General features: G+C 62.0%; 24 protein-coding genes. 6 read left to right on the plus strand and 18 right to left on the minus strand.

The window, feature by feature from the left end; translation table 11 throughout:
- Nucleotides 1-23: 23 nt before the first annotated feature.
- From QU481_RS07140 to QU481_RS07165, 6 genes are read right to left on the minus strand one after another with little or no spacing between them, the layout of a single operon-like run.
- Nucleotides 24-800: a flagellar brake protein gene (locus QU481_RS07140; RefSeq protein WP_289829241.1), complete on the minus strand. Its 777-nt coding sequence runs from the start codon at nucleotides 798-800 to the stop codon at nucleotides 24-26.
- 32 nt (nucleotides 801-832) lie between these two features.
- Entirely contained in the window at nucleotides 833-1423 is a 591-nt protein-coding gene (locus QU481_RS07145; RefSeq protein ID WP_289829242.1) for an SCO family protein, read from the minus strand.
- Complete coding sequence (gene cyoE / locus QU481_RS07150; protein WP_289829243.1) at nucleotides 1423-2322, minus strand: heme o synthase; 900 nt, start codon at nucleotides 2320-2322, stop codon at nucleotides 1423-1425. The genes QU481_RS07145 and cyoE overlap by 1 nt, the downstream gene beginning before the upstream one ends.
- Nucleotides 2322-3377, minus strand: coding sequence for a COX15/CtaA family protein (locus tag QU481_RS07155; RefSeq protein WP_289829244.1), 1056 nt, complete (start codon nucleotides 3375-3377; stop codon nucleotides 2322-2324). Before QU481_RS07155 ends, cyoE begins: the two co-directional genes overlap by 1 nt.
- A 46-nt stretch (nucleotides 3378-3423) precedes the next feature.
- On the minus strand, nucleotides 3424-3942 hold the full coding sequence (locus QU481_RS07160; RefSeq protein ID WP_289829245.1) for a redox-active disulfide-containing membrane protein: 519 nt from the start codon (nucleotides 3940-3942) through the stop codon (nucleotides 3424-3426).
- Entirely contained in the window at nucleotides 3935-4579 is a 645-nt protein-coding gene (locus tag QU481_RS07165) for an SURF1 family protein (RefSeq protein ID WP_289829246.1), read from the minus strand. Before QU481_RS07165 ends, QU481_RS07160 begins: the two co-directional genes overlap by 8 nt.
- A 52-nt stretch (nucleotides 4580-4631) precedes the next feature.
- Here QU481_RS07165 and QU481_RS07170 point away from each other — a divergent pair, with 52 nt between their 5' ends.
- A complete protein-coding gene (locus QU481_RS07170) occupies nucleotides 4632-4829 on the plus strand; it encodes a DUF2909 family protein (protein ID WP_289829247.1) in 198 nt (65 codons plus the stop codon).
- Nucleotides 4830-4838: 9 nt separating this feature from the next.
- Here QU481_RS07170 and QU481_RS07175 read toward each other — a convergent pair whose 3' ends face one another.
- The 5 genes from QU481_RS07175 to coxB form a co-directional block, all read right to left on the minus strand.
- Nucleotides 4839-5696, minus strand: coding sequence for a cytochrome c oxidase subunit 3 (locus tag QU481_RS07175; RefSeq protein ID WP_289829248.1), 858 nt, complete (start codon nucleotides 5694-5696; stop codon nucleotides 4839-4841).
- Nucleotides 5697-5793: 97 nt separating this feature from the next.
- A complete protein-coding gene (locus QU481_RS07180; protein WP_289829249.1) occupies nucleotides 5794-5976 on the minus strand; it encodes a DUF2970 domain-containing protein in 183 nt (60 codons plus the stop codon).
- On the minus strand, nucleotides 5973-6509 hold the full coding sequence (locus tag QU481_RS07185; RefSeq protein WP_289829250.1) for a cytochrome c oxidase assembly protein: 537 nt from the start codon (nucleotides 6507-6509) through the stop codon (nucleotides 5973-5975). Before QU481_RS07185 ends, QU481_RS07180 begins: the two co-directional genes overlap by 4 nt.
- A 10-nt stretch (nucleotides 6510-6519) precedes the next feature.
- A complete protein-coding gene (gene ctaD, locus QU481_RS07190) occupies nucleotides 6520-8148 on the minus strand; it encodes a cytochrome c oxidase subunit I (RefSeq protein ID WP_289829251.1) in 1629 nt (542 codons plus the stop codon).
- Nucleotides 8149-8161: 13 nt separating this feature from the next.
- Nucleotides 8162-9280 carry a cytochrome c oxidase subunit II gene (gene coxB / locus QU481_RS07195; protein ID WP_289829252.1) on the minus strand — a complete coding sequence of 373 codons (1119 nt, stop codon included), beginning with the start codon at nucleotides 9278-9280 and terminating at the stop codon, nucleotides 8162-8164.
- A 254-nt stretch (nucleotides 9281-9534) separates the two neighbouring features.
- Here coxB and QU481_RS07200 point away from each other — a divergent pair, with 254 nt between their 5' ends.
- The gene (locus QU481_RS07200; protein WP_289829253.1) at nucleotides 9535-9852 is read left to right on the plus strand and encodes a hypothetical protein; all 318 of its coding nucleotides are present in this window, start codon (nucleotides 9535-9537) and stop codon (nucleotides 9850-9852) included.
- A gap of 70 nt (nucleotides 9853-9922) precedes the next feature.
- Here QU481_RS07200 and QU481_RS07205 read toward each other — a convergent pair whose 3' ends face one another.
- The 4 genes from QU481_RS07205 to pssA all read right to left on the minus strand — a co-directional run bounded on the left by QU481_RS07205 (nucleotide 9923) and on the right by pssA (nucleotide 14162).
- Nucleotides 9923-10495, minus strand: coding sequence for a xanthine phosphoribosyltransferase (locus tag QU481_RS07205; RefSeq protein WP_289829254.1), 573 nt, complete (start codon nucleotides 10493-10495; stop codon nucleotides 9923-9925).
- Between the two features lie 81 nt (nucleotides 10496-10576).
- Nucleotides 10577-11209, minus strand: a complete 633-nt coding sequence (gene bioD, locus QU481_RS07210) for a dethiobiotin synthase (RefSeq protein WP_289829255.1) — start codon at nucleotides 11207-11209, stop codon at nucleotides 10577-10579.
- A 167-nt stretch (nucleotides 11210-11376) separates the two neighbouring features.
- On the minus strand, nucleotides 11377-13167 hold the full coding sequence (locus QU481_RS07215; RefSeq protein ID WP_289829256.1) for a 2-isopropylmalate synthase: 1791 nt from the start codon (nucleotides 13165-13167) through the stop codon (nucleotides 11377-11379).
- Between the two features lie 221 nt (nucleotides 13168-13388).
- Entirely contained in the window at nucleotides 13389-14162 is a 774-nt protein-coding gene (gene pssA, locus QU481_RS07220; protein WP_289829257.1) for a CDP-diacylglycerol--serine O-phosphatidyltransferase, read from the minus strand.
- 150 nt (nucleotides 14163-14312) lie between these two features.
- Here pssA and asd point away from each other — a divergent pair, with 150 nt between their 5' ends.
- The gene (gene asd / locus QU481_RS07225) at nucleotides 14313-15152 is read left to right on the plus strand and encodes an archaetidylserine decarboxylase (protein ID WP_289829258.1); all 840 of its coding nucleotides are present in this window, start codon (nucleotides 14313-14315) and stop codon (nucleotides 15150-15152) included.
- Nucleotides 15153-15240: 88 nt separating this feature from the next.
- Here the strand turns inward: asd and ilvC are convergent, their stop codons facing one another.
- The 3 genes from ilvC to ilvB form a co-directional block, all read right to left on the minus strand.
- The gene (gene ilvC / locus QU481_RS07230) at nucleotides 15241-16257 is read right to left on the minus strand and encodes a ketol-acid reductoisomerase (RefSeq protein ID WP_289829259.1); all 1017 of its coding nucleotides are present in this window, start codon (nucleotides 16255-16257) and stop codon (nucleotides 15241-15243) included.
- A 100-nt stretch (nucleotides 16258-16357) separates the two neighbouring features.
- Nucleotides 16358-16849, minus strand: a complete 492-nt coding sequence (gene ilvN, locus QU481_RS07235) for an acetolactate synthase small subunit (RefSeq protein ID WP_289829260.1) — start codon at nucleotides 16847-16849, stop codon at nucleotides 16358-16360.
- 17 nt (nucleotides 16850-16866) lie between these two features.
- Nucleotides 16867-18627 carry a biosynthetic-type acetolactate synthase large subunit gene (gene ilvB / locus QU481_RS07240; protein WP_289829326.1) on the minus strand — a complete coding sequence of 587 codons (1761 nt, stop codon included), beginning with the start codon at nucleotides 18625-18627 and terminating at the stop codon, nucleotides 16867-16869.
- A gap of 197 nt (nucleotides 18628-18824) precedes the next feature.
- Between ilvB and QU481_RS07245 the strand changes: the two genes are divergently transcribed.
- From QU481_RS07245 to QU481_RS07255, 3 genes are read left to right on the plus strand one after another with little or no spacing between them, the layout of a single operon-like run.
- Entirely contained in the window at nucleotides 18825-19391 is a 567-nt protein-coding gene (locus tag QU481_RS07245) for an RNA polymerase sigma factor (RefSeq protein ID WP_289829261.1), read from the plus strand.
- Nucleotides 19388-19765 carry a DUF3619 family protein gene (locus QU481_RS07250; protein WP_289829262.1) on the plus strand — a complete coding sequence of 126 codons (378 nt, stop codon included), beginning with the start codon at nucleotides 19388-19390 and terminating at the stop codon, nucleotides 19763-19765. Before QU481_RS07245 ends, QU481_RS07250 begins: the two co-directional genes overlap by 4 nt.
- Nucleotides 19731-20141 carry a DUF3106 domain-containing protein gene (locus QU481_RS07255; RefSeq protein WP_289829263.1) on the plus strand — a complete coding sequence of 137 codons (411 nt, stop codon included), beginning with the start codon at nucleotides 19731-19733 and terminating at the stop codon, nucleotides 20139-20141. Before QU481_RS07250 ends, QU481_RS07255 begins: the two co-directional genes overlap by 35 nt.

Here is a 20141-nt window from a genome sequence, read left to right on the forward strand (position 1 = left end):
AGGCGTTCAATCAAAAACAGTAATTAACCCACCAGGCTGCGTCGCTCTCGGTCGAGCTGGGCAACGAAGCGTTGTACCAGCGACTCCGTCGCATTGGACAGGGAGACGAAGGCACAGCCCAGGCGCAACACCTGCTTGCCGTTGCGTTGCAGCACCGGCTGGTGGTGGCGGATTTCCAGGTCGACTCGCAGCACACCCAGCGGCTTGAGGTCGATCTGACAGCCGGAGAAGACGGTACCGATCTCGTAGCCGGCATCGCTGGTATCGGGTAGCCACAGGCCGACCCCGCCCAGACTGATATCGAACAGCGGCAGCACCACCGGCCCGGCGGCATGATCGGCGATCTGGCACTCGATCGGCGCGCTGACCCGGGTCGGGACACGGAAGAATTCGCGACGCTGCAACTTGATCACTTCGGGGGGCAGTGCTACTTCAAACGCTGGGCGGCCATCGAAGTTGACCTCGCGAACCCGGCCGGTCGAGAACTGGGTCTTTACCCCTTCCGGCGCGCAGACAAATATTTGGCGATCGCTCGCCAGCAACTGCCGGTTGGCTTCGGCGTCGCCCCCCCAGTCGAAGACCAGCGTGCCGTTGCGCTGGTCAACTTCGAGCAGTCGGGTCAGGATGAAGGTTTTGCCGTGGTTGGAGAACACGGTCAGCATTTGCCCCGCGTTGACGATGCTCTTCAGATGATGGGCCACGCTAACCGGCGTGCTCAGCGTGAAGCGGGCAAGATCGAGCTGCTCGTCACTATCGGCGGTCAGCAATTGGGAAACAGTTTCTTCGGTCACTTGAGTCATCCAGGCTCGTCAGACAATCGGCGGCGAACAGTTTAGCGCAACAGCAGCTGAATATCATTGGCGAGTTGCCCGGCGGGCGCGCCATACGGCTCATAAGCCCGCAACCGGCCCTCCCGGTCGAACAGGTAGCTGCCCGCACTGTGATCGACGGTGTAGCCCCCTCCTTCGGTCGGCTGTTTCTGCGCCACGATCTTGAACTGGCTGGTAACCTTTTCGATCTGACCCGGATTACCGGTCAGCCCGACAAAGCTCGGGTCGAAATGCGGTACGTAGCTAGCCAGCACTGCCGGAGTGTCCCGCTCGGGGTCCACGGTCACGAACAGCACCTGCACATTCTTGGCCCCCGCCCCCAACTGCTTCATCGCATTGGCAAATTCGAACATCGTGGTCGGGCACACATCGGGGCAATGGGTATAGCCGAAGAACAGCGCTACCACCTTGCCCTTGTAGTCGGACAACGAACGCGATTTGCCGGTCTGATCGGTCAGCGTGAAATCGCCGCCGAAGTCCACGCCGGCGATGTCCGTGCCCTTGAACGGCAGGGCGGGCGGTTTGCTCGGGCCACAGGCGACAAGACCGGCCAATAACAGGCCGGCCACAAGAAAACGGAAAACAGTACGCATCAACTGACGGGAATAAAGAGGTAATGGTCAAGCAGTAACGCTGCGAACAACCAGGTCAGATACCAGATCGACCACAAGAAAGTGAGCCGCGCCAAAGCATCAGCATACTGGCGATGCAGACGACCAGCAAGGTAAAGGAAGCGTGCGTTCAGGCCCAGCGCCAGTACCAGATATAGGCAGCCGGCCTCGCCGAGGGCCACCGGCAGCAGGGTTACCGCCGCGAGCAGCCAGGTATAAAGCAGCACCGACAGCGTGGTGAAGCGCTCGCCATGAGTGACAGGCAGCATCGGCAGCCCGGCCGCTCGGTAATCGTCGCGACGGTACAGCGCCAACGCCCAGAAGTGCGGCGGTGTCCAGGTATAGATGATCAGGAACAACACCAGCGCGGTCGCACCGATTTCGCCGTTGACGGCCGCCCAGCCGAGCACCGGCGGCATCGCGCCGCTGGCACCGCCGATCACGATATTTTGGGGTGTGTTCGGTTTTAGCAGCAGCGTATAGACAATCGCGTAGCCAACGAAGGTGCCGAACGTCAGCCAAGCTGTCAGCGGATTTACCAACGCGACCAGGAGCGCCATGCCTAGACCGCCGGCGGTCAGTGCAACGACCAGGATCTCAACAGGGTCCAGTTCGCCACGTGCACTGGCACGCCAGGCGGTGCGACGCATACTGGCATCGATGGTGCGTTCAACCAGGCAGTTGACCATCGCCGCCGAACCTGCCACCAGTGCGATGCCGAGCGTCGCCGGCAATACCACGCGCCAGTCGGGCAGCCCGGACGACGCGAGGAACATGCCGATCACCGCGCAAAATACGATCAGGCTCACCACCCGCGGCTTGGTCAGATGCCAAAGCGCGCGAGCATGTTGTTGAGCCTGCTGTAGGACCAGAGTGCTCATCAGCCTTCCTTCCCGTGCGTCCATCGCCCAAGTCCTGCCCAGCGAGCCCAGCCATGGTGCCCCTCTACTCCCCGGCCTTGCCCATGGAAGGCCCGGACCTCGTCCAACCGACTTTTCGATCGACCGGCAACGAGCATGGTGACAGTCAGCAACAGCATCGCACCCGCATTGTGCGCCACAGCCACTGGCAGCGGCAGATAGGCGAGCACATTGGTGACTCCCAACACGATCTGCACAGCCCACACCAGAATCAATAGCAGCAGGCGCGGCCTAAGTTCGGCCAGCCGCCAGCCCAGCCAGACATAGCGCCAGAGTGCCAGCGACACCACGAGGGCACCGAGCCGGTGCATCCAATGGATTGTGACGAGATTGGCAGGATCGAGTGGCGCGCCGTCAGGTGTCTCGCCCAGCTCGCGGAAGAGATGGAAGGCGTGGTCAAAGCGCAAAGCGGGTACCAGCTCGCCATTGCAGGACGGAAAGCCCTGACAGGCCAGCGCAGCATAATTGGCCGACGTCCAACCGCCGAGCAGAATCTGGCCCAACACCAGCGCCACCAACAGCCAGCCGGCGTGCAGGACGACGCGCGACACCTCGACCCGGTCCAATCGGGAGGACAGGGCCAACCAGCCGAGCATCGCGACGATGGTCATGCCAACCAGCAGATGCGAGGTGACGATCGCCGGCTTGAGCAGCAACGTCACCGTCCACATCCCGAGCATGCCCTGCAGCAGCACCGCACCGAGCAGGAAACCGGCAGCAAGCCGCTGCTGTCGTCGCCGTAAAGCGAGCAGTGCGATCACCACGATCAAGAGCCCCAGCGTACTGGCTGCGTAACGGTGGATCATTTCCTTCCACGCCTTGGCAAAGCTGACCGGCCCGCCAGGGTCGGTGCTCATCGCCTCGCTGATCGGAACGGCAGCATGGGCCGGCGACAACTGCCCATAGCAACCCGGCCAATCCGGGCAACCAAGGCCGGCGTGCGACAGACGGACATAGGCGCCGAGCGGTACCACCAGCAGCGCCAGCAGAAAAGCCAACCAGATCCAGCGTTTCATACCCACCCCCTTTGCCCAACGCCGCGACCTAATACCGATCGCAGGCTCAACCCAGCCCGTTGTTGGTCTTCAGCACCCGCGCCAGTTCGTGTATCACCCGGGTCGGGTCGGCCGAATCCGGATAGAACATCACTTGGTTGCCGAGCGGATCGACCAGGTAGTAACCGGGCCGACCCGCCAGCCGACCCAGACCATTGTTAGCCACCAGAGTCACCACCCCGTTCTCGTCGGAGCGGGGAGCCACGACGGATGGCTGCTGCAACCTCACCCGCACCAGCCGGTCGGCCGCCTCGCCCTGTGCGGCCTGGATTTGTTTCAGGACGAAACGACGCCTTTGACAGATCGAATCGCACGCAGCCGGCTCGACGCTGACCAGCGCCCATCGTTGTCTCGGCCAGCCGGACTCCCGGCTGGCCACAAACGGCTCGGTCGGCAACAACTGGCCGTAGCTGCGCCCTCCTTCGACCCAGCCACTGCGATACAGCCCCCAGGACGCCAGCACCGGGCTTATGCATAGCAGTGTCATCATCGTGAGCTTGAGGCGGGCGCGGCGTTGATTAGGCATGGCGACGTCTCCACAGGGTGATGGCGGCCGCGCACAGGCAGAGCCCGAGCAACAGCCATTGCAGCGCATAGGCATAATGGCGCTGTGGACTGAACTGGGGTCGACTGGGCAGGGCCGCCAGCGGCGGCTCGACTTGGCTCAGCGCCACCAGCCCCTGACGCAACGGTACGCCGAGCCGGGTGGCAAGCTCCACGGTGTCGAGTACATCGACCCGGCCCGCTACGCCATGTACCGCGCCCGGCAAGGTGAAATGCTGCGGCATCGGTAGCCAGCGTCCGGTCTGCTCTCCAGACAATGGCGGCAACGACTCACCGGCCCGAGCGACCGGCAGCCAGCCACGCTCGACCAGAACGGCGCTGTTGTCCGCCAGTTTCATGACCTGAATGACCCGCACTCCGGGCTGGTCGTCACGGTAGACGTTGTTGAGCAGAATGACCGGTCCCACCGCTTGACCGCGCAACCAGACCGGCTGCCAACCGGGGTAGGCATCCAGCGGCAACTCGGCCAAAGCCAGGACACCATGACGGGTGAGCTGATCGAATTGAACCAGCGTCGCAGCGCGCTCTTGCCCACGCTGCCACTGCCATACCGCCAGGGCAAACGGCAACAACGCGATCAGCGATAACAGCCAAACCAACCAAGAAGAACGCCTCGGTCTAGACTGGGACAAGGCCCCATTGGGAGAAGTCATGAAACTGTTCGTCATGCTCATGCTGTTTGCCATCGTGCTCACGTTGTTCTGGGGCCTGACCGGAGTCCTGAAAGGCACCCCGGGCTCTACCCGCGCGGTACGGTCACTGACATTGCGCATTGGCTTGTCGCTTGGCTTATTCCTACTGCTGCTCATTGGCGGCTGGCTGGGCTGGTGGCACCCTCACGCCCTATAAACGAGCCGCCTACAGCCAGTACACGAACACGAACAGCAGCAACCAGACCACGTCGACAAAGTGCCAGTACCAGGCCGCCGCTTCGAAGGCAAAGTGATTGTGTTCGTCGAAGTGGCCGCGCAACACCCGCAGCAGCACCACGAACAGGATGATGGTGCCAAGCAGCACGTGCAGGCCATGGAAGCCGGTCAGCATGAAGAACGTCATGCCGTAAGCACCGGCGGCCAGGGTCAGGTTGAGCTCGGTGAAAGCGTGGTGATATTCGACGAACTGCAGGGTTAGGAAGCTCGCCCCGAGCAGCACGGTCAACGCCAGCCCGGCTGCCAGCTGCTTGCGCTTGCCCTGAATCAGTCCCCAGTGCGCCCAAGTCACCGTGGCGCCCGAGGTGAGCAGCAGCAGGGTGTTGATCGCCGGCAATCCCCATGCGGCGACGGCTTCATAGTGCTGGGTGATGCCCGGCCCGGTAGACAGCGGCCAGGCCGCAGTAAAGTCCGGATAGAGCAGCTTGTGGGCCATGTCACCCAGTTCCGGCACCGAGATGGTCCGCACATAGAACAGCGCGCCGAAGAAGGCGGCGAAGAACATCACCTCGGAAAAGATGAACCAGCCCATCCCCCAGCGGAACGACATGTCCTCTTTGCCGTGATAGGCGCCGTTGAGACTTTCTCGGATCACATCGCCGAACCAGCCGAACAGCATCCAGAGCAGGATCGCGAAGCCGAGCGCCAGCAACACCTTGCCGACGCCCAGGCTGTTGACGGTCAGCGCCGCTCCCAGCCCCAGGCAGAACAGCGCGGCCGAGCCGACCAAGGGCCAGCGCGACGGCGACGGTACGAAATAGTGGGTTTGTTCGGTGGTTTCCATCATCGCCCGGTCCTTTTCAAGGAACACGATCCCGGCCCTGCCGGCCGGCTCCGTTTGCTCACGCCTGCCTGATGACACTGCTGCCTGTCGACGCGCCCCGCTACGGTTCGGCCAGGCTGCTGGCGAGCCAATACAGCACCCCGAGCAGGCACAGCGCGACCACGATCGCCGTGATGATCAGCTGCGGCACCGACAGCCCGCTGTCCTGTTCTTCCGCATTGCGTCTGCGACGCACGCCGAAAAAAGCCGCCAACACGGCCCGGACTCCTGCCAGCAGTTTCATAATCCGCCCTGCCCCGGCACCTCAAAGATCGAGTACGCCAGCGTAATCGTGCTGATATCGCGCGGCATCTTGGGATCGACCACGAACACCACCGGGAAGCGCTTGGTCTGTCCTGGCTCGAAGCTCTGTTGCTTGAAACAGAAGCAGTCGAGCTTTTTCACATACTCTCCGGCCGCGGCCGGCAGGTAACGGGGGACGGCTTGACCGACCATGCGCCGATCCGATGCGTTGGTGATTTCATAATCGACGCGGATGAACTCCCCGGTCTTCACTTTCAAGTGCGAGGTCAGCGGCCGCACTCGCCAGGGAAGCCCAGCCTGCACCATCGAGTCGAAGGTCATCTCAATCTGTGCTCCTGCTGCGCCGGCTTGCATTGGCGCCGCATCGGCGACCGCTATCTGATTGAGCCCGGTTGCCTCGCAGATCACTCGGTACATCGGCACCAATGCCCAGGCGAAACCAAACATCACGAGCGCGATGATTGCGAGCTTCTTCAGCAGAACCAGGTTGACCGAATGCTGGCTGCTTTCCATGATCATGCCCTCAGTGGTGCTTGCCACCCTTCATCGCGCGGATCGCACCGTTCTCAGCGACCTCCAGCTCCGGCGCCTCTGCGAAGCTGTGGTACGGCGCCGGCGTCGGAATCTGCCACTCCAGCGTGTCGGCTCCCTCCCACGGTTTCTGCGGCGCAGGTTCTCCGCGCCTGATCGACACCAGCATGTTGTAGAGGAAGATCAGCTGGCCAAGACCGAAGAAGAAAGCGCCAACGCTGGCGATCTCGTTGAAGGTGGTGAACTGCAGCGCGTAGTCGGGAATCCGGCGCGGCATGCCGGCCAAGCCCAGGAAATGCATCGGGAAGAAGGTGACGTTGAACCAGATCAGCGACCACCAGAAGTGCACCTTGCCGAGCCGCTCGTTGTACATCTTGCCGGTCATCTTCGGAAACCAGTAGTAGATCGCCGCGAACAGGCTAAACAAGGCACCGGCCACCAACACATAGTGGAAGTGCGCCACCACGTAGTAACTGGCATGCAGTGCGATATCGACCGCCGCCACCGACAGGGTCACGCCGGACAAGCCGCCGATGGTGAACAGCATGATGAAACCGATCGCGAACAGCATCGGCGTCTCAAAGGTCATTGAGCCTTCCCACATGGTGGCGATCCAGTTGAACACCTTCACCCCGGTCGGCACCGCGATCAGCATGGTCGCGTACATGAAGAACAACTGGGCGGTTGCCGGCATGCCAGTGGCGAACATATGGTGCGCCCAGACCATGAAGGACAGGATGCCGATCGAGCTGGTGGCGTACACCATCGAGGTATAGCCGAACAGCGGCTTGCGGGCGAAGGTCGGGATCACGTGGCTGATGATGCCGAAGGCCGGCAGCGCCATGATGTAGACCTCGGGATGGCCGAAGAACCAGAACACGTGCTGGTAGAGGATCGGATCGCCGCCGCCGGCCGCGTTGAAGAAGTGGGTGCCAAAGTGGCGGTCGGTCAGCACCATAGTGACGGCACCGGCGAGCACCGGCATCACCGCGATGATCAGGTAGGCGGTGATCAGCGTCGCCCAGGCGAACATCGGCATCTTCATCAGCGTCATGCCCGGCGCGCGCAAGTTGAGGATGGTAACGATGATGTTGATCGAGCCCATGATCGAGCTGATCCCCATGATGTGGATGGCGAAGATAGTCATGTCCATGCCCATGCCCATCTGCGTCGACAGCGGCGCATACAGCGTCCAGCCGGCAGCAGCCGCACCGCCCGGTACCGCGAACGACGCCAACAGCAATAACGCCGCAGGCGGCAGCAACCAGAAGCTCCAGTTGTTCATGCGCGCAAACGCCATGTCCGGCGCGCCGATCATCAAGGGCAGCAACCAGTTGGCCAGGCCCGTGAACGCCGGCATGATCGCGCCGAACACCATGATCAGGCCATGCAGCGTGGTGAACTGGTTGAACAGCTCGGGCTGGAAGAACTGCAGGCCGGGATGGAATAGCTCGGCGCGGATACACAGCGCCATCACCCCGCCCGACAGAAACATGGCGAAACTGAACCACAGGTACAAGGTGCCAATGTCCTTGTGGTTGGTCGCGGTCAGCCAACGCGACAGCCCGGACGGTTTGCCGTGCGAATGCGGGGCGTGCTGGGTATCGGTAACGGTTGCCATCTGGGTCGCTCCTTTAAACCTTGCCGCCACGGGCCGCCTTGACGTCCTTGGGTTGGATCACATCGCCGGTGTGGTTGCTCCAGGCATTACGCTCGTAGGTAATCACCGCTGCGATATCGGTATCGGACAGCTGCTTACCCCACGCCGCCATCGCCGGGTTCTTCTGGCTACCGTTCAGCACGATGTGGATATGCGCTGCCTTGTCGGTGGTGACAATCTTGGAGCCGTCGAGTGCCGGGAAGGAGCCCGGGATACCCTTACCTGTCGCCTGGTGACAGGGCACGCAGTTCTGCTGGTAGACCTTCTCGCCGCGCGCCTTCAGATCCTCGAGCTTCCAGATCTTGTTCGGGTCGTCGGCCATGGCTGCGACCGCCTTTTTCTTGTCGGCCAGCCATTTGTCGTAGTCGGCAGGGCTCTTGGCGATCACGACGATAGGCATGTAGCCGTGGTCTTTGCCGCACAGCTCAGAACACTGGCCGCGATAGGTGCCGGGAGTGTCAACCTTGAACCAGGTGTCACGCACGAAGCCGGGAATCGCGTCCTGCTTCACGCCCAGCGCGGGCATCCACCAGGAATGGATCACGTCGTTGGCGGTCAACAGCAGCCTTACCTTCTTGCCAGTCGGCACCACCAACGGTTCGTCGACCTCCAAGAGATAGTTGACCGGCTTGGCGGAGACACCCTGGATCGCGCTCTGCGGCGTGGCAAGATGGCTGACGAAACCGAAGTTGTCGTCGAGGTAGTCATAGCGCCACTTCCACTGGTAGCCGGTGACCTTGATCGTCATGTCCTCGCCGCGGGTACTCTTCTGGGCAAGCACGGTACGGGTCGCCGGCCACGCCATGCCGACCAGGATCAGGAAAGGGACGACGGTCCAGATGACCTCGACCGTGGTGTTTTCGTGGAACAGCTTAGCGGTGCGCCCGGCCACCTTGCGATGGCGGATAATGGCATAGAACATCACCCCGAACACCACCAGCGCAATCGTGCCGGTGATGATCAAGAGCAACGTATGCAGTCCGTAGATGTCGCGGGCAATCGAGGTGACCGGCGACTGCAGATTGACCTCGGCCGCCTCGGCCGAGGTCGCCAGCATACCGAGCATTACCGTGAAAAATCGCAGAAAAGACATGGGTTCCCCCTGCTTTGCGGGCCCAAGGGGGCCCAAGCCGACCACCGTCCGAACCACCGGCACATCGTGAAATGATGTTAATGGTGGCTCTTAATCCGCTCATTAATGACGTCGAGCTTTTCTGATACTAGGCTGTAAGTTCGATAAAACAAGCTGCAATGATGTTGCCATCCCACAGCGGCTTCGCCGGGCGCGTTTGCCGGCCGGCGTGAGGCGGCCGTACACTGCTCCTCCGTCCCGCTCAGGAGAAAGCGATGAACGCACGCCTTTTGGCGATAGCCGGCATCAGCACCGGCCTGTTGGCCGGTTGCGCCAACATGATGTCCGGCACCAATGCCACCTACGCTGGCGCTTACGGCGCCAAATGGTTCGAGCAGGCGGGCTATCCGCTCAATGGGCTACTGCAGTGTCAGGTGATCGACCCCAAGGCCGGCAGCGTCAACTGTAGCGGGGTGACTCTGCGCGGCGAGCAGGCGGTGATGACTGGCGATCTCAACAAGCCGACTGGCGGCGGTTCCCCATTTGTCGGTACCGTCGGCGGACGCGAAGTGTTCCGCGAGATCATGCACTGACAGCGCGTTTGCATGCGCAAACAAAAACGGCACCCGCAGGTGCCGTTTTTGTTTGGCCTGATCGATGTACTCAGGCGAATTCGATCTTGCCGTCGGCGATCGACTTGAGCACCGCCAGCGACTCGAGGCGTACCCCGGCGTCGCGGATCAGCTTGCCGCCGCCCTGGAAGCCCTTCTCGATCACAATGCCGACGCCGGCCGGTTCCGCCCCTGCCTGCTTGACGATATCGATCAGGCCACGGGTGGCATGGCCGTGCGCGAGAAAGTCGTCGATGATCAGCACCCGCTCACCCGGTTTCAGGTAGCGGCGCGACACACGTACCTTGTAGACCTGCTGCTTGGTGAACGAGTACACCTCGGTCTCGAACGCGTCGGCATCGAGGTTAAGACTCTGGGTCTTTTTCGCGAACACCACCGGTGGGTAACCAAAATGGCGAGCTGCCATCGCCGCCACCGCAATGCCGGATGCTTCGATGGTCAGGATCTTGTCGATCTTCACACCGGCGAAGCGGCGGGCGAACTCCGCCCCCATCGCATCGAGCAGCTCGACATCGAGCTGATGATTGAGAAAGTTGTCGACCTTCAGAACGAAACCATCCAGGAGTCGGCCTTCGGTCAGGATCTTGTGCTTGAGCTGTTCCATGCTGGGTGCGGCAAAATTCAGAATTGAATCATGAAATTGTAACGCATGCACCCCGGCCCTGTCGGACGACAAATCTTCTTATTAAGATTTTTGCTCGAAAGGAATTTCCAGCAGCAGTGGAGCATGGATATGCGCCTTTAAGGTTGCCAGATTGTCCTCGTAGGCCGGTTGATCGGGCACAATCCGATTGGCGACCCAGCCGGCCAGCGGCAGACCTGACGCCTCAATGGCCTGCGCAGTCAAGAGCGCATGGTTGATGCAGCCAAGCCGCATCCCGACCACCAAGATGATCGGCAGGTCCAGCGCCCACGCGAGATCGCGCATGAACAGCGTGTCGGACAGTGGCGCGAACCAGCCGCCTGCGCCCTCTACCAGCACCAGGTCGGCCTGTTCAGCCAATGCTAGGTAGTGCGCCTTGATCGTGTCGAGCGAGATGGCTACGCCGGCCTCGCGCGCGGCGATATGCGGGGAGACCGGCGGCAGGAAGCGATACGGGTTCATCAGTTCACGGTCGGTCTGCCCGCTGGCGGCGACCAAGCGCTCGACGTCGTCGTTGACCCAACGACCGTCCGGCAGAACCTCGCAGCCGGCAGCGATCGGCTTCATCGCCATCACTCGCTTGCCCTCGCTCCGCCACTGCTCAATCAGCCGCACCGCCGCGTGTGTCTTGCCGATTTCGGTATCGGTGCCGGTGATGAAATAGCCTTGGGCCATGGCGGAAGCACTCCTGCGGAGACAGAAAGGCCGTCAGCTTGAGCCAAACCCGCCCCGCTGGCAAGCCGTCAAACGGACGCACGAAAGCAGGCCCTTGTGGAGCCTGCTTTGACCAGCGAACGGCGGATCACGCGGTCCCGGCAATGTTCAGGTGTCGCGGATTGCGCTTACACCGAGGTTTGCGGATTCGGACGTTCTGCCCGGCTATGCAATTTGTTCAGTGCCGACAGGTAGGCCTTGGCGCCGGCGACGATCACGTCGGTGTCGGCCCCCTGACCGGACACGATGCGGCCATCGCGTGACAGGCGTACCGTCACCTCGCCCTGCGATTCGGTGCCCTTGGTCACCGCGTTGACCGAATAGAGTTCCAGTTCGGCCGCGCTGTGGACCACGCTCTCGATGGCCTTGAAGGTGGCATCGACCGGGCCGGAGCCAACCGACTCGGCGCGCTTCTCTTCACCCTGCGCGATGAACACGATCTCGGCGTGCGGCGCTTCACCGGTCTCGGTGTGGATCTTCAACGACACGAAGTTGAAGTCCTCCTGGCCGAGCGACACCATCTCGTCCGACACCAGCGCGTGCAGGTCCTCGTCGAAGATCTCGCGCTTCTTGTCGGCCAGCTCCTTGAAGCGAGCGAACGCGGCATTCAGCGCCTCCTCGCTGTCGAGATGAATGCCCAGTTCGGCGAGCTTGGTGCGGAACGCGTTGCGGCCGGACAGCTTGCCGAGGGTCAGGCGGTTGGTGCTCCAGCCAACACTCTCGGCCGACATGATCTCGTAGGTTTCACGGTGCTTGAGCACGCCGTCCTGGTGAATGCCCGACTCGTGGGCGAAGGCATTGGCACCGACGATGGCCTTGTTCGGCTGCACCGGGTAGCCGGTGACGGTGGACACCAGCTTGGAAGCCGGCACGATCTGGGTGGTGTCGATACGGGTATCCACGTTGAAGATGTCACGACGGGTCTTCACCGCCATCACGATTTCTTCCATCGCCGCGTTGCCGGCACGCTCGCCAAGGCCGTTAATGGTGCACTCCACCTGGCGGGCGCCGCCGAGCACCGCAGCCAGGCTGTTGGCCACCGCCATGCCCAGGTCGTTGTGGCAGTGCGCCGACCAGATCACCTTGTCGCCGCCCGGAGTCTTGGCGATCAGCTCGCGGAAGAACGCTTCAGTCTTCTGCGGCACCGCGTAGCCGACCGTATCCGGCACGTTCAAGGTGGTGGCACCGGCCTTGATCACCTCGCCGAAGATGCGGGCGAGAAAATCGATATCGGAACGCAACGCATCTTCGGCCGAGAATTCGACGTCGTCGGTGTATTCGCGCGCCAAGGTCACCGCCTTCACCGCCGCCTCGACCACCTGATCCGGGCTCATGCGCAGCTTATGCTCCATGTGGATCGGGCTGGTAGCGATGAAGGTGTGGATGCGGCCACGCGCGGCCGGCTTGATCGCCTCGCCGGCGGCACGGATGTCGCGCTCGTTGGCACGGGCCAGGCTACAGACGGTCGACTCCTTGATCACCTCGGCGATCGCACGGATTGCGTCGGCATCGCCTGGGCTCGCCGCAGCGAAACCGGCCTCGATGATGTCGACGCCGAGCCGCTCCAGCTGGCGCGCGATGCGGATCTTTTCTTCCTTGGTCATCGACGCGCCCGGGCTCTGCTCGCCGTCGCGCAAGGTGGTGTCGAAGATGTACAAGCGATCGCTCATGATAGGTGACTCTCCCTGTCCCGATCGGGTCCCACCGATCAGATAATCGTTGAAGTTGAACGATTTACCGACTCCCGCCGCGAGCAGGGCCAGTTTATTTAATTGCGCCAAGGGCAGACTGCCGCGTTCGCGCCACTTGTAAACAGCGGCACGCGACACCGGATCGTCGGGGAAGGCCCGATTGAGCTCGTCGGCCAGCTTGCCCGGGCCGCCGAAGTCTGCGATCAGTCGTTCGATGTCGAGTTGCATGTCACACCCTTGCGTTGTCATTGAGATCGAGAATAGGGAAAAGTTGGACATCTGGTCAACCAGTTTTCAGAATTTTTCCATAAAAACCGTAAAACACCGTGTCTAACACGCAAATATTGGACATATGGTCCAATTTATTTCCCAAGAGGGCGCCCTGCGGACCTCCAGACGCAAAAAAAGGGCGGCTCACGCCGCCCTTTCGGGAAATTAAATACACCGCTTCACACCGCCGGACGCCCGGGCGTCTGCTTGCCATTGCGCCCCATGCCGAGCAGCGCCATCACATAACCGGACAGGCCGTAACCGACGAAGAAGCCGAACAGCACCAGCGGCGGCTCGGACACGATCAGCAGGATACCGATCACCACCACCAGCAATGCCATGAACGGCACCTTACGGCGCACGTGGATCTCCTTGAAGCTCCAGAAGCGCACATTCACCACCATCGAAATGCCGGCGAACGCGGTGAAGCCCAGCGTGACCCAATTTAGGTACGGCAGATCGGTGTACTGATAGGCATGGCAGATCCACACCAGCCCCGCTACCAGCGCCGCTGCCGCCGGACTCGGCAGACCGGTGAACCAGCGCTTGTCGGCCGTGCCGAGCATCGTGTTGAAGCGCGCCAGGCGCAGCGCAGCGCATGCGCAATAGATGAACGCGACCATCCAGCCTAGCTTGCCCAGATCCTTGAGCATCCACTCGTAGGCGATCAGCGCCGGTGCCACGCCGAAGCTAACCATATCGGAAAGACTGTCGAACTCGGCGCCGAAGGCGCTCTGGCTATGCGTCAGCCGCGCCACCCGACCGTCCAGGCCGTCCAGGATCATCGCGAGGAACACCGCCACCGCCGCCACCTCAAACTTGGTGTTCATCGCCTGCACGACGCCGTAGAAGCCGGCGAACAGCGCCGCCAGCGTAAACAGGTTGGGGAGAAGATAAATGCCCTGGCGCCGGAGCGTTGGCTTTTCCGGTCTGAGGGAGTCAGGAGTCTGCATCTTCACTTTCCGCAGAAGACAACGGCGCCACGGCACCGTTGCGGTTGGTATCAATAACTTACTATTGTAACGCGAGCAGCGCGCCGAGCGCGACCGGCAGGCGGATAGGCTATACTTTGCTGCTTTGACCGAATTCTTGGGAATCTACCCTTGTCCGAGCGCCTTTTCGTCCAGCTGCAGCACCTGCTGCCCAAGCTTCTCATCACACGCCTGTTCGGCTTTGTCGCGCGTCGGCGCGCCGGTGCGCTGACGCAGTGGATGATACGCCGCTTCATCGCCAAATACGGCGTTGACATGTCGGAGGCGGCCGAGCCCAATCCGCACGGCTACACCCGCTTCAACGATTTCTTCACCCGGGCACTGAAGCCGGGTTTGCGTCCGCTGGCGGCGACGCAGCTGGTCTGTCCGGTGGACGGCGCGATCAGCCAGTTCGGCCGCATCGAGCGCGATCAAATCTTCCAGGCCAAAGGCAAGTCCTATAGCAGCGGCGCCCTACTGGCCAGCGATGCCGCGCAAGCCCGCCAGTTCGACGACGGCCTGTTCGCCACCATCTACCTGAGTCCGCGCGACTATCACCGCATCCACATGCCGTGTGACGGCCGCCTGCTCTCGATGAGTTATGTGCCGGGCGAACTGTACTCGGTCAACCCGGCCACCGCACGTGGCGTCGACGGCCTGTTCGCCCGCAACGAACGCGTGGTCTGCCACTTCGACTCCCCACACGGCCCGTTCGCCCTGGTGCTGGTCGGCGCCACCATCGTCGGCAGCATGGAGACGGTGTGGCACGGCGTAATCAACCCGCCGCGCAGCGCCAATGTGCGGCGCTGGGACTATCGCGACCAGAACATCACTCTGAAGAAGGGCGAGGAGATGGGGCGTTTCCTGCTAGGCTCGACCGTGGTGCTGCTATTCCCGAAGGGTCCGCTCACTTTCAATGCCGACTGGGCGCCGGCACGCGCAGTGCGAATGGGCGAGGCGATGGCCGACTGAACGGCCCGCCACCCGACTCGCACCTGAGGCGCTCTTACAAAAAAAAGCCGGGATCGCTCCCGGCTTTTTTACTTGCTTTGAATCAGGCTTAGTTCTTCGACTGGTCGACCAGCTTGTTCTTGGCGATCCACGGCATCATCGCGCGCAGTTCGTTACCCACCTTCTCGATCGGGTGCTCGGCGTTCAGACGACGACGGGCGGTCATCGACGGGTAGTTGGTCTTGCCTTCCAGGATGAACATCTTGGCGTACTCACCCGACTGGATGCGGTACAGCGCTTTCTTCATCGCTTCCTTGGTAGCCGAGGTCACCACTTCCGGGCCGGTCACGTACTCGCCGTATTCGGCGTTGTTCGAGATCGAGTAGTTCATGTTAGCGATGCCGCCTTCGTACATCAGGTCGACGATCAGCTTCAATTCGTGCAGGCACTCGAAGTAAGCCATTTCCGGCGCGTAGCCGGCTTCGGTCAGGGTTTCGAAACCGGCCTTCACCAACTCGACCGCACCGCCACACAGCACGGCTTGCTCACCGAACAGGTCGGTCTCGGTCTCTTCGCGGAAGTTGGTCTCGATCACACCACCCTTGGTGCCGCCGTTGGCTGCAGCGTAAGACAGCGCCACGTCACGTGCGCGGCCCGACTTGTCCTGGTACACGGCGATCAGCGTCGGCACGCCGCCACCCTTCAGGTATTCGGAGCGCACGGTGTGGCCCGGGCCCTTCGGGGCGATCATGATCACGTCGAGGTCGGCACGCGGCACGATCTGGTTGTAGTGCACGTTGAAGCCGTGCGCGAACGCCAGTGCAGCACCCTGCTTGATGTTCGGCTCGATTTCGCTCTTGTACACGTCCGGCTGCGACTCGTCCGGCAGCAGGATCATCACTACGTCAGCGCCTTTTACTGCCTCGGCCACTTCCTTCACCTGGTGGCCGGCGCCTTCCGCCTTCTTCCACGAAGCGCCGTCCTTGCGCAGACCGACTACGACGTCGACGCCGGACTCTTTCAGGTTCTGCGCGTGAGCATGGCCTTGCGAGCCGTAACCGATGATGGCGACCTTCTTACCCTTGATGATCGAGAGGTCAGCGTCTTTGTCGTAAAAAACCTTCATGATGTTTCCCTATATATTTCGGGGCACCGCCGTCGGGCGGCGCCCAAGTTTGCTAATGCGTTACGGCTATCCGGCGGGAACCAGCCCCGCCGCCGACGACTCAGATTTTCAGAATCCGCTCGCCGCGACCGATCCCCGATGCACCAGTACGGACCGTTTCCAGGATCACTGTACGGTCGACCGCCTCGATAAAGGCGTTGAGCTTGTCGCTGGTGCCGGTGAGCTCGAGGGTGTAGGTCTTCTCGGTCACGTCGATGATGCGGCCGCGGAAGATGTCCGCCATCCGCTTCATCTCTTCACGATCCTTGCCTGTCGCGCGCACCTTGATCAGCATCAGTTCGCGCTCGATATGCTCGGACTCGTTCAGGTCGATCACCTTGACCACCTCGATCAGCTTGTTGAGCTGCTTGGTGATCTGTTCGATCACATCGTCGGAGCCGTGGGTGACGATGGTCATACGTGACAGTGTCGCATCCTCGGTGGTGGACACGGTCAGCGAATCGATGTTGTAACCGCGGGCCGAAAACAGGCCCACGACGCGGGACAAGGCGCCCGCTTCGTTTTCAAGCAAAATGGAAAGAATATGTCGCATGTTCAGGCCGTCCTCGATCAGCACAGGTTGCCGTAGTCACGTTCGGACTCGGCCGCTTGCGCATCGCGCATGTGCGGCGGCAGGTCCATCTCGTCCAGGCCCTTGCCGTTACCGACCATCGGGTAGACGTTTTCCGACTGATCGGTCAGGAAGTCGAGGAATACCAAACGCTCTTTCAGCTTCGGCCCGAACGCTTCGCGCAGCACCGGCTCGACGTCGGACGGCTTTTCCACCTTGAAGCCGACGTGGCCATACGCTTCGGCCAGTTTCACGAAGTCCGGCAGCGCATCCATGTACGACTCGGAATAGCGGTTGCCGTAGAAGATCTCCTGCCACTGGCGCACCATGCCCAGGTAGCGGTTGTTCAGGTTCACCAGCTTGACCGGGATGTGGTACTGGTGACAGGTCGACAGCTCCTGGATGTTCATCTGGATCGACGCTTCGCCGGTGATGCAGGCGACTTGCGCGTCCGGATTGGCCAACTGGGCGCCCATCGCGTACGGCAGGCCGACGCCCATGGTGCCGAGGCCGCCGGAGTTGAGCCACTGCTTCGGACGGTCGAACTTGTAGTACTGCGCCGCCCACATCTGGTGCTGGCCGACGTCGGAGGTGATGATCGCGTTGCCGCCGGTCACCTCGAACAGCGTCTCCACCACGTACTGCGGCTTGATGATCTCGTTGCTGGTCGCGTAGCGCAGCGAGTTCGGCGCGCGCCAGGCGTCGATCTGGCGCCACCAGGCGGCCAGCGGCTCGGCGGCCGGCTTGGCGCCGGTGGCCTTCAGCACGTCGAGCATCTCGCGCAGCACCAGCTTCACGTCGCCGACGATCGGGATGTCGACCTTGACGCGCTTGGCGATCGAGGACGGGTCGACGTCGATGTGGACGATCTTTTTCGGCACGGCGGTGAACTTGGACGGCACGCTGATCACGCGGTCGTCGAAACGCGCGCCGATCGCGATCAGCACGTCGCAGTTCTGCATCGCCATATTGGCTTCGTAGGTGCCGTGCATGCCGAGCATGCCGAGGAACTGCGGGTCGGTACCCGGATAGGCGCCCAGGCCCATCAGCGTGTTGGTACAAGGCAGGCCCAGCGAGCGCACCAGTTCGCGCACCTCGTCGGCAGCGTTGCCCAGCACCGCGCCGCCACCCACGTAGATGAACGGGCGCTTGGCTTCGGCCAGCAGGCTGACCGCCTTCTTGATCTGGCCCGGGTGACCGCGGGTCACCGGGGTATAGGAACGAATGTTGACGCTATCCGGCCAGTGGAACTCGGCCAGAGTCTGCTGCACATCCTTCGGGATGTCGACCACCACCGGGCCGGGACGGCCGGTCTTGGCGATGTAGAATGCCTTCTTGATGGTGGACGCCAGCTCGGCGATGTCCTTGACCAGGAAGTTGTGCTTCACACACGGCCGCGACATGCCGATCATGTCGACTTCCTGGAAGGCATCCAGGCCGATGGCCGGGGTGCCGACCTGGCCGGAGATCACCACCAGCGGGATCGAGTCGAGATAGGCGGTGGCAATGCCGGTGAGGGCATTGGTCGCGCCGGGACCGGAGGTCACCAGCGCCACGCCGACCTTGTCGCTGGAGCGCGAATAAGCATCGGCGGCATGCACCGCTGCCTGCTCGTGCCGCACCAGCACGTGTTTGAATGCATCTTGCTTGAAGATGGCATCGTATATTTCGAGTACCGCACCACCAGGGTAGCCGAAGACGAATTCAACGCCTTCTTCCTGGAGACTGCGGACGACGATTTCCGCGCCCGAGATCTGCATCATTGCCTCTTGATTTAATATGAGATTAATCCCAATGTTATGAGTTCGAACTTAGCTTATCTGTGAAAGTTCGGTCAAGCGCTTTTGCGCACCTGCAAATCCCCGCCAACGCTTAAAAATCAGTGCTTTCAAGCAGCGCTACCCGACTGCCAACGGGTTTGTTAAGATGGTCCGTTGGCATTGAAATTGCTAGTCAAATGGCATCTCGCAAGGAAATGGCCGACTTTCTTCAGTCGGTAGAACGTCGTGCCTTCAAACAGGCGCTGTACGCGGTCCAGGACGAGAATAATGCTCTTGACATTGTTCAGGACTCGATGATGAAACTGGCCGACCGTTACGCGCACGCGCCGGCGGCAGAGTTGCCATTGCTGTTTCAACGCATCCTGCAGAACACCATCCGCGACTTCTACCGGCGCAGCAAGGTGCGACGCTTCTTTATCACGCTGTTCTCCGCACTGGTCCCGGCCCGCCAGGAAGATGAGGGCCTCGACCCGCTCGAGGTGCTGAACGTCGAATCGGACGAGACGCAGACCAATCCCGAGACCTGGCTGGCACGCAAGGAAGTGAGCCAGCTGATCGAGGGCGCGATCTCACTGCTGCCCAATCGTCAACGTGAGGCGTTCCTGCTGCGTTACTGGGAAGGACTGGACGTGGCGGAAACAGCCGAAGTGATGGGCTGCTCACAGGGCAGCGTGAAGACCCACTGCTCTCGCGCTACCCATACGCTGGCCACCATCCTGCAGCAGAAGGGAGTCACGCTATGAATCATGATGCCCACGATGACCGTTTGCCAAACCAGCTGACCCGCGCGCTCGATGCGCCAACCGACGCGCTGACGCTGCGTCAGCTAGAACGCTTGAAGCGCGCCCGCCAAGCGGCGCTGGCACGTTATGACATGCGCGCCGAAGAACCGGTCCGCCTGGCCGAGACCGCCGGCCTCTGGCTGAGCCACCACGCCCGGCTGGTACGCCGCGGCGGCGCCGCTCTGCTCGGCCTACTAGCACTGGCCAGCTCGCTGTGGTTGGCCGAAAGCCAGCTCACCGTCGACGAGAGCCCGACCGAAGCCTCGCTACTGTCCCATGAGCTCCCTCTGGAGGCATTCCTTGAGCCGACGTTCAGCCGTGCCGTCGAGCAGTAAGCCCGGCCTCTTTGCCGCCCTCCTCCTGGCCGGGCTCTTCGCTATGCCGCTGACCGGCTGGGGCACACCCCCCGCGTCGCCGAGCTGGATGCAGCTGTCGGCCGAGCAGCGCGCTGCGCTGACACCGCTGGCGCACGACTGGGATCGCTACTCGCCGGCCAAGAAACAGCAGATGCTCAACCTGGTCGACGACTATCAGGGTCTCGACGCCGTGCAGCGCCAACGCATGCAGCAGCGGCTGAAAAGCTGGTCAGAGCTTACCCCGCAGCAGCAGGAAGAGGCGCGCAACAACTGGAAGCACCTGCAGGAGCTACCACCGGCCGAGCGCGCCGCCGCCATCGACCGCCTGAAGGCGCACTCCGCCACCACCCCCTGA

Origin of the sequence: Crenobacter oryzisoli (assembly GCF_030385785.1) — a bacterium.
Classification (GTDB): Bacteria; Pseudomonadota; Gammaproteobacteria; order Burkholderiales; family Chromobacteriaceae; genus Crenobacter_A; species Crenobacter_A oryzisoli.